This is a genomic window from Wolbachia endosymbiont of Wuchereria bancrofti (genome assembly GCF_002204235.2).
GTDB lineage: Bacteria > Pseudomonadota > Alphaproteobacteria > Rickettsiales > Anaplasmataceae > Wolbachia.
Genome location: NZ_NJBR02000078.1, coordinates 1 through 10,136, shown reverse-complemented (window position 1 = coordinate 10,136; position 10,136 = coordinate 1). Strand labels below are relative to the sequence as shown.

Sequence of the window (10,136 nt, the reverse complement as noted above, 5' to 3'; positions counted from 1 at the left end):
GAAGATAAGTAAAAAAATCGTATAGAACTACATTCTGAGTATCTTAATATGTATCTCCCTAAATACTTTGAGAAACATTGAACTTTTTTCTCTAAAAGAAAGCAGAATTAATGACGATATTATGATTCCATTAAGTGTACCTAAAGAAATAGACATATTTTTTGGAGAATTCTGTCGAATAAATCCTAAAAGGGCTATACAGAGTAAAATACCAGATTTTCGGAAGGATATATATCTGAAAGATTGCAAAAATGATGTAAAATTCTACCTTAATTCAAATAATACTATATCTCTTTCCGTGACATCAGGAAGGATGTCCTATTAGAGGCAGGTTTGCTAGTAATGTAAATAAGCATATTCACAAGCAACTTGAAGTAAAAGTGGACCCTGATTTTGAATGTGTTGAAATAGCTAAGTTGAGGAGGTAAGCTCGGCTTTAAAATAAGTTAGAGTCACACTAGGTAAGCAAACGTTTCAGAGCAAAGTATAACGTAGAGTACACAGAAGTCATGTCTGCAAATGTACTACCACAATTCTTATACTGTAATAGGTAAACTCACGTAGATTATTACAATTAGTCAAGCCTAAGCTACTAATAACCTCTACGGATTATCCCCGTTACTCTATTCCTCATGAAGTACTTTCCTTACTTTCTACGAGTATGCCAAGTCTTCTGCTGTATTTTTGACTCTAAAGTAAAGTTTTAAAGTTCTTTACAACCTCTTTAATTGTTAGTACACTTATAAAAGTGTTACTTTTTATACATTATTATAAAGATTTTTTAAGTTTTTCTTTTTTATTCAATACAACTTACAATCTGACATACCAGAGTGGTCATTCTTTTTTGCCTATCAAAAAGAGTTTTGTTCTTTTTTGTAAGAACGGTATTTGTTTCTTCCAGTCTTTTGCTTTTTTTTCTTTTTTCATAAATTCTTCTTTATGCTCTTGTATTTTTCTTTCCAATTCTGCTGTAGATTCTTCTGCTCTATCTAGATTATTTACTTGCCCTTGCAACTGTTTGTCTATATCACGTAATCTCTCTTAGTTTTTATTAATCTCGTTGATTGTTACTTTTCCTAATTTGTCTTTACATTGCAATATTTCAGCTATATAGTCTGTCGTACTTTCCAATTTGTACTCTAAGAATTCTTTTTCCTTGCGAAGAACTGCGTTTTCAGTTTCAATCGAATCACCCTTTCATGTAATTCTTCTACTTCCTTTTCCACATTAGACTTTCCTTGAGCCAAATTTAACTGGCCACTTAATTTTTCTGTATTCTTGCTTGAGGCATCCACAATTACAGCTATTTTGTCGTTTAACTATATTATTTTATTCTCTAACTTTTTTATTTTACCATCTCCGTCATTTAACTCTTTTACAGTATTATCTAACTGTTGTTTTACACTAATTAGCTCTCTACTTTTCTGGTTTAATAGATTCTTTAACTTCTCCATTAGTTTGCTTGCGGCTTTCTCAGTTTCCTTCTCTAGAATTATTTTCTAGTTCTTGTCCTCCTTTAGCAACCTCATCTCTCTCAGTCGTCCTTTCCTATTACTACTAGTTATTTTATGTGAAAGTGTAGCTGCTAAAACAGATAACATAGCTAAAGTAAAGGCTAGAGGAAGAGGTACACTAAAAAATGCAGCAAATGTTACAGATGCAAGTAACGTAAGAGTAGCTAAAGAACCAGCTACAAGCTAAAATGCGTTAGCTTTGTTAAGTGAATTGCCCAATACCCTCTTTCCACAAACGAAATTTCGACTGTATTGTGTATATATTTATTAAAATTCTCTTTATATCTGTATTTTTATTTGTTACCATATTAATAATATCATGCTGTACTATACCCTCTACTCTTACAAGCTTAGGCTATAAAATGAGAGAACTTGTAAAATTGGTGCTGGCAAAAATTTTTCACTGACCTGATTGAAATTCCAATTTTATTTCATAAGTCTACTTTAGTTTTCCTGTTAGTTCTGAGCTTGGCAATACCTTTTATGCAATCACTTGAGACGTATGAAATATGGTAAATTTTACTCGTTTAACACAAAGGTTGTGAGAAGAACTTGCTTTTGGTATTATTAGTGCACTATGTTCTTGTCTAGATAGGAAACAGATGCCACACTTGAAATTGATATATGCAATACCTATCTTTAAAAATTAAATACTGAACTGTTATATATGAGTAAAAAAGACTACTATAAGCTGCTGGGGGTAGATAGAAATGCTAGTATTGATGAGATAAAAAAAGCATATAAAAAATTAGCGTTAAAGTATCATCCAGATAGGAATCCTGGCAATAAAGAAGCAGAGGAAAAATTTAAAGAAATAACAGCTGCGTATGAAGTCCTATCTGATTCTGAGAAAAGAGCAGGCTATGATCGTTATGGCCACGAAGGTGCTTCCGGTGGGTTCGACTTTAGCCAAGGTTTTGGCTCTGCAGGAGATTTTAGTGACATATTCAACGACTTCTTTGGTGGGGAATTTGGTGGCTCAAGTAGGTCAAGAGCAAAAAGAAGCACAACGGGAGTACCTGGGGCAGACCTACGCTATGATCTTGAAATTACCTTAGAAGATGCGTTTAAAGGAATACAAGCACCTATACATTATGTCACAAACGTAAAATGTGACATGTGTCAAGGTAGAGGTAGTGAAGGAGCAATTAAACCGGTTCAGTGTCATACATGCCAAGGAAGTGGTAGGATTAGAACACAACAGGGCTTTTTTACAATCGAAAGAACATGTACTACATGTTATGGAGAAGGAGAAATAATACAGAATAAATGTAAGAAATGTAATGGAAGTGGTCGTAGAAGAGATGAAGTAAATATATCAGTTTCAATCCCAAAGGGGATAGAAGAAAGTGCTAAGGTAAGGGTAAGTGGTAAAGGAGAAGCTGGAGCAAAAGGTGGAAAAAGCGGCGATTTATATGTATATGTTAAAATTACTCCACATAAAATCTTTACCCGAAATAAAGCAGATTTACATTGTAAAGTGCCTATAAGAATGACACTAGCAGTGCTTGGTGGTGAAATTGATGTTCAGTCTATTGATGGAGCTAAAATAAAAGTAAAAGTTCCAGAAGGTACTCAGACTAGTACCAAATTACGTTGTAAGGAAAAGGGTATGCCTTATATGAACTCATATGCTCGTGGTGATTTATATGTACAGATAATAGTTGAGACTTTAAATCCTAATAATTTAACTAAAAAGCAAATTGAGCTATTAAAAGCACTTGAAGAAGAGGAAAATGCAAGTATACAACAGCAATCTGAAGGGTTCTTTAGTAAAGTAAAAAAAAAGTAAGAAATTTGCTAAATGATGTTAAAAGTAGCTAATTATCATTGGATTTTTTAAGTTACCCTTTATTGTCCAGTACTTGGTATACAACTGCAAGAACATTGTGATTTGAAAGAGGGAGAACGGTACTAAAAAACTACTTAACAAACTTCTCCGCCTCCTTACCACGATACTGGAGGTATTCAGTTACCTTCAATCTGTGCAGATTAAAATGACAAAGTATTACACATAGTTTGCGTCTTATGTTTAATTTTTTGCCTATGTTCACCTTATGTCTTCATAACATTTCTAGGTTCTTACCTATATATGTTGAAACTCATTTATAAAGCGTTTAAGACAGTATAGTACGCCAATTTACAGGATTAGAGAGCAAACATATCTACCACGGGACATTTCCTGTTTTTTTCCGCCTAGTAAATTTCTTAGACATTTATGCCTAAAGGTTAGTTGCATTAAAAAACAGCTGAGTCACGATTATTAAGTATTTAAAATATAAAAAAATGCCAATGTTTTTAAATAGATAATAACCAGGGCTTTTTTTGCCTTTTTTACCACTTGACAAATTTCTTAAAATTTATAGCCAAGGCAATTTAAGAGTCCAAGAAAGATGTCACCCAGATATATGCTTGACACTTGGGTCCAGGAAATTTAGTTATATATGGGGAAATCTTGCTTATGTTAGCTATAGTTTGAAATTAAGAAATATTCAAGTGATCATGTTAGAAGAAAAATATAGCTTTAAAGAAGTCGAAAATAAGTATAATATATTATGGGAAGATAGTAGGGTCTATAAATGGGATGGTAAAAAGGAGAACACTTTTACTATAGATACACCTCCACCAACAATATCAGGCAAACTGCATATTGGTCACATATTCAGCTACTGTCACACAGACTTTATTGCAAGATTTCAACGCATGCTTGGAAAAGATATCTTTTATCCAATTGGGTTTGACGATAATGGCCTTCCTACCGAAAGGTTGGTAGAACAAACCTATAAAATCCGTGCAAGAGAAGTTGGGAGAGAAAAATTTATAGAGATGTGCCATGAAGTTATTGAAAAATCAAAGCAGGAATTCAAGGAACTATTGAGGTCAGTTGGTATTAGTTATGACTGGAGTTTAGAATACCAACAATCAGCAAAGAAACTGTGACACTTTCTCAAATGTCGTTCATTGATCTATATAATAAGGGATATGCATATAGAAAGATGCAGCCTATCCTTTGGGATCCAGTTGATAAGACAGCAATTGCGCAAGCAGAAATAGAAGATAAAGTCTGTGAGTCATCTTTAAACACAATAATTTTTTCTACTGAAGAAAATGAGCAGATCGATATTGCAACTACGCGACCTGAGTTATTTCTGGCATGTGTTGCAGTTTTTTGCCATCCAGAGGATGCACGTTACGCTCATCTAATCGGAAAAACATCTGTAGTACCAATAATAGGAGTCAAAGTTCCAATAATAGCTGATGATAGGGTTAAAATAGATAAAGGCACTGGGCTTGTTATGTGCTGTACATTTGGCGATGAGCTCGACATATATTGGCAACAAAAGCATAATTTGCCGATGAAAATTATCATCGATCGGGATGGGAGGATAAATCTAGATTCAGTGTACGATAATAATAGATCCCAGTATCAAGGCACTGGGATGACAGGGGAAAGAAGTACTGGGATGATAAAGGAAGGTGCCATTTCGCTACACTACGGTGTCATTCCAGTGCGCAACACTGGAATCTACGATGAAATCAATGGACTAAAGGTTAAGAAGCAAGAAAGAGAATAATTAAAATTCTAACTGAAAGAGGACTTTTGATAGGAAGCACTAACATTTCTCATTCTGTCAAGTGTGCAGAGAGGTCTGGTGTATCACTTGAAATATTGCCTACTTATCAATGGTTTATTAAGACTTTAGATCAAAAAGCTCAGGTGTTAGATAAAGTAAAAGAATGCAACTGGCATCCAAGCACCATGCGTAAGCGTATGGAAGTGTGGATAGAAGGGCTAAATTGGGACTGGTGTATCTCAAGGCAACGTTATTTTGGTATACCGTTTCCAGTGTGGTATTCAAAACGTAAAGGCGAAGAAGGCAAAGTTATCCTAGCTGAAGTAGAGGATCTGCCTGTAGATCCATTGCAAGACTTGCCGAAGGGTATAGTAAGGAAGAGGTGGTTCCAGATCAAGATGTAATGGATACCTGGGCCACAAGTGCGATCACTCCTCAACTGAGTGCGTTGGCAGTAAACAGTGAGTTTAGCTTGCCAGATCATCGTTATAATACGATATTTCCTGCAGACCTACGCAGCCAAAGTCATGAGATAATAAGAACTTGGGCTTTTTATACGATTTTGAAAGCATACTACCATGCAAATTCTTTACCCTGGAAAAATATCATGATCAGTGGCTGGTGCTTGGCTGATGATAAGAAAAAGATGAGTAAATCAAAAGGTAATATAATAACTCCAAAATCGATACTTGATACATATGGTGCAGATGTAGTGCGTTATTGGACAGGTAACTCAAGGCTTGGAGTTGATACAGTCTACTCTGAAAACATACTCAAAATTGGCAAGCGCCTTGTTACAAAACTTTGGAATGCCAGCAAATTTGTTTCTATATTCATGGAAAGGTATCAAGTTGTAAGCATAAATTCTGTCAGTGAGACAATGGATCAGTGGATATTATCTAAACTATATAAAGTTATAGAAAAAGCAACGAATAACTTATTACAATTTGAATACTGTGAAGCTTTGGGTGCAGTAGAAGGATTTTTTTGGAAAGACTTTTGTGACAATTACTTAGAATTAGCAAAAAAACGTGCATATGGAGATAAAGTAAGCAGCGAGGCAAACTTAAGTGCGAAACAAAGTTTGACATATGTATTAAATACTATTTTGCGGTTATTTGCACCTTTTCTGCCATATATTACTGAACAAATATATCACCAACTATATAGCTATAATTCTGTGCACAATCAAGGTAACTGGCCGAATAAGAAGGAGCTTATCTATGATAAGCATTCTGAAGAAATGGGAGATAAATTCATGCAGATATTAAACCTCGTGAGAAAAATAAAAGCGGACAATAATGTATCAGTTAAGCATTTGATAAAAAAGTTAATGATAAAAGCAAATGTGCAAGAGGATAAGTTGAATCAGTCTGCGCAGAATGATTTACAGACAGTCTGCAATGCTGAAATGATAGAATGGAGTGAAAATGCACAAGCAGGACTTATAACTGAAAATGGGAAGTTTATTGTAAGTATAGATTTATACTAATTATTATATAAAGCTAACTTGATTCCCTTTAGCATTCATACTACTTTAGCAGTTGTTTTACTATGAAAGGACAGTAGTGGGAGATTCATATAAAAAAACAATGTACCATATCTTATAGCTGGTGCTTTTGCTACTTTAGCACTGATTGCATCCAGGATACCTGCTGTGGCCTTTTACGTTGGATTCTTGTCTTCAGTTACAGCCTTTAACATATCTCTGCCTATTGCCTTGAGTTTACTTATATTTTCTGCTTTGGTGCCCGCACTTTCACGCAAAATGATTAGTAATAGTAAGAAATTAGAGGTTGAGAAAAATAAATTTGCTAAAAAAGAGCAAGGGTTAGAAAATAAAATAACTCTAGAAAAAAGAGCTAGATAAGCTGCAGATAAAAAAGTGGAGGAATTAAATAATTAATTTAATAAATTAACTCAAGAGAAGTAAAATTTAAAAAGCAAAATTGAAGGGTTAAGTGGGGAAGTGAGTCAATTGATGGAACAAGAAGCTAATGCACAGCAAGAATCAGATGATACTCTAAAAAAATAAGTGATAAGGATAGTGAAATCCAGGGATCAAAAAGTCAAATAGATATTATTAATAGCGAGAAAAAGGAGTTATGCTGTAAAAATACAGAGTTGAATATGCAAGTAGGTCAGTTAGAATGCGAAAAGAATAATTCTTTTCATTATACTGAAGAGCTACGTGATGAAAATAAGAAACTAAAAGAGGAAAAAGGTAATTTACAAGGCCAGTTATGTAAGATGGAATTATACAATTTAAGACGTGAGTATGATAATTCATCCTGTAAATTACAAGAGAAGGTTTCCTCTCTGAATGATCAAGTAACTATGTTAGAAGAAGAAAAGAGACAATTAGAAATAGGTTAAAAACGAGAACAGAAGAAGTAGAGTAGCTAGAGATACGGTTAAAATCAAAAGAAGAACTACATAATGCATTAGAAAAGCAAATAGCTGGCAGTAATGGTAAGAATAGGAAGTTGGAGAAAATTTTAGTCAAGAAAAAAATAAAAATAAGGAATTAGAAAAAAAGTTAGAGGATCTAGAGACAAGCTACGATAATCTAAGAGATAAAAATTGCAATTTAATTAAAAGAGAACGAAAAATTGAATAAGAAATTACCGTTTTTAAAAGTAGAAAATAAAGATCTTCTTAACATATCAGAAATAGTGCAAAGTAGTCACAATAAAGGTCTGAACAAATTTAAATAGCAAAGGAGAGAATGTGTAAGGACAAGCAGTATTTACTACACTCAGTGTAATAGTAACAGTGATAGAACGATAAGCCATTAACTCGGTAGAATCATACACACAACATGAATACTACGTGCAAGAAATAGTTAACTAGTTCACGTAACCTATATGTAAAGAATGAAATATAGATGGTCTATAAAAACATGACCATGATACTGCAGAGCACTTAAAACAGTCATAAAATCTTTTAAATATTGATAGCCTTTTCCACAAAAACGAAAGATGAGTTAATTAATTTTACTTTAGGGATACAAAAAGCAGTGAACATTTATCAGAACTTGAAGTAATAGGTGAAGGTAAGTGTGCTAATGAACAACTCCAGAAACTAGACATATCCACTCCAAAAGAATTGCTATACAAAAAGCCAAATGAGGCTACACGTACAGAAGAAGATCTTGATATACCAGTAGATACTCTATTCCGATTAAACACACTGATGTTACTACGTATTGCACATCAGACTGGATACACGGAACTTAAATGAGCCTACTTAGTGCCCTCTGGGTCAAGAATTGCCGTGATCTTTTTGTAATAAAAGAAATTGCAAAATGCAGTAGTTATTTTTATAGTCTACAAAAAGACGTAGAGGTATACAATGAATCCAATAATATGCGCACTAGACACGCAAGACTTAAATGAGGCCATATCCTTGGCTAATACTTTGCGCGACAAGATTGGCATGATAAAGCTTGGATTAGAATTTTTCGCTGCTCATGGTCCTTCCGGAGTGAGAGAAGTTGCAAAGTGCAATGTACCAACTTTTTTAGATCTGAAATTGCACGACATTCCAAACACTGTAGCTAAAACAGTTGAAGCGATAAAAGTTCTGAATATTGAAATATTAACATTACATATCAGTGGTGGAACAAAAATGCTTGAAGAGGCTCTAAGTATAGTGAAAGACACAAAAACGAAACTAATTGGAGTAACAGTATTAACCAGTATGAGCAATGAGGATTTGAGCGAACTTGGAATAGCAAGAGAGGTAAAATCACAGGTAATTCTGTTTGCAAAGCTTGCAAAGAAGGTTGGACTACACGGAATAGTCTGCTCGGCATTAGAGGCTCAAGAAGTGTATCAAGAATGTGGTAAAGACTTTAAAATTATTACTTCAGGAATTCGTGTAGGTTCTGGCCGTGATGACCAAAAAAGGACAGCGACACCAAAAGAAGCAATGAATTCAGGAGCTGATTACATTGTGATTGGTAGACCCATTACAAAAAGTAATAGTCCTGCAAACAGTGCAGAATTAATATTGAAATCACTTAGTTAACCAAGACTGCGAAAAAAAGTAAAAAAGTGCTTGACATGAAAAAGTAAACATTATATAGTAAAATTATCTTTCATATTTTTCCTCACTTAACTTAGTTAAGTGTAGTTATTTAATAACTTGCGGCACTATCTAAGTAGTGCCGTATTGTTTTCTTGTTTATATCTTTAACAGGTAAATAAGTGGTGTTGTCCTAACGAATAGTACTGAAACCTAAAGACTTGTTTAGGCCACGGAGGCTAGATTTCGATACTTGGATAACGCCAAAGATATAACCTGTATATCCCTAATGCAGTCGGAGCAAGCTAAAACCATATTTTCACCTTCAAAGGAGGCTATTTTGCCACTTACTAATATTACTGATCGTGTTAATGAATTAGCTTCATCATGGGAGCAATTTAAATTAACAAATGATCACAGACTAAAAGAAATTGAAAGCAAAGGATGCGCTGATTCTGCAACGGTTGAGTAGTTATACAAAATAAATAGTGATATCGATAATTACAAAGAACGCTTTGATTTAATCAAAACTGCAGCATAGCGTCCAGAAGTAGGTGCAGACTTTAGTACAGGCAACAAACATTTTTCTGATTATGTCCTCAAGGGAATAGAAAGCTGTTTATCGCACAAAACTCTTAGTGAAGATGATGATAATATTGGAAGATATCTAGTTACTCCGCATATTATAAAAAGTATAAACAAGCATGTAACTGATTCGTCTCCAATGCGACAAATATGTTCCAGTCAAAGAATCTCTACCGAAATATTGGATTATATTATAGAAGATCACGACCATGCTGGTGCAGGTTGGAGTGGTAAAACAGTAGAGAGTGAGAATGGGAAAGAAAAACCCAAGATAATTTTACAGAAAATGCAGCTACATCTAAAACCCAAAAGATTTCCATCACAACTTACGAGTTATATGCCTAACCACAGATATCATACCGCAATTCATTTGCAGTATCTTACCCACTAACAAGCAGTGGAGTGACGATTATTGGTATTACTTTAGCTATAA

Annotated in this window: 7 protein-coding genes and 1 pseudogene; 7 read left to right on the top strand and 1 reads right to left on the bottom strand. The window is 34.2% G+C overall.

Going from position 1 to position 10,136, the window contains the following annotated elements; translation table 11 throughout:
* Nucleotides 1-1,319 precede the first annotated feature (1,319 nt).
* Complete coding sequence (locus CCY16_RS06720) at nt 1,320-1,454, bottom strand: hypothetical protein (protein WP_281250517.1); 135 nt, start codon at nt 1,452-1,454, stop codon at nt 1,320-1,322.
* Nucleotides 1,455-1,506: 52 nt separating this feature from the next.
* On the opposite strand from CCY16_RS06720, the gene CCY16_RS05645 reads away from it, so the two are divergent.
* The 7 genes and pseudogenes from CCY16_RS05645 to CCY16_RS06395 all read left to right on the top strand — a co-directional run bounded on the left by CCY16_RS05645 (nt 1,507) and on the right by CCY16_RS06395 (nt 10,094).
* Complete coding sequence (locus CCY16_RS05645; protein WP_088415128.1) at nt 1,507-1,701, top strand: hypothetical protein; 195 nt, start codon at nt 1,507-1,509, stop codon at nt 1,699-1,701.
* Nucleotides 1,702-2,181: 480 nt separating this feature from the next.
* A complete protein-coding gene (dnaJ, locus tag CCY16_RS04000) occupies nt 2,182-3,306 on the top strand; it encodes a molecular chaperone DnaJ (protein WP_088415126.1) in 1,125 nt (374 codons plus the stop codon).
* 710 nt (nt 3,307-4,016) lie between these two features.
* Nucleotides 4,017-6,581, top strand: a pseudogene (locus tag CCY16_RS03995) (valine--tRNA ligase).
* A 638-nt stretch (nt 6,582-7,219) separates the two neighbouring features.
* The gene (locus CCY16_RS03985) at nt 7,220-7,465 is read left to right on the top strand and encodes a hypothetical protein (RefSeq protein ID WP_088415122.1); all 246 of its coding nucleotides are present in this window, start codon (nt 7,220-7,222) and stop codon (nt 7,463-7,465) included.
* A 978-nt stretch (nt 7,466-8,443) separates the two neighbouring features.
* Nucleotides 8,444-9,121, top strand: a complete 678-nt coding sequence (gene pyrF, locus CCY16_RS03980; protein WP_088415120.1) for an orotidine-5'-phosphate decarboxylase — start codon at nt 8,444-8,446, stop codon at nt 9,119-9,121.
* Between the two features lie 286 nt (nt 9,122-9,407).
* Nucleotides 9,408-9,590, top strand: a complete 183-nt coding sequence (locus CCY16_RS06400; RefSeq protein WP_245800784.1) for a hypothetical protein — start codon at nt 9,408-9,410, stop codon at nt 9,588-9,590.
* Nucleotides 9,591-9,725: 135 nt separating this feature from the next.
* A complete protein-coding gene (locus tag CCY16_RS06395; RefSeq protein ID WP_245800785.1) occupies nt 9,726-10,094 on the top strand; it encodes a phage major capsid protein in 369 nt (122 codons plus the stop codon).
* The last annotated feature ends 42 nt before the right edge of the window (nt 10,095-10,136 follow it).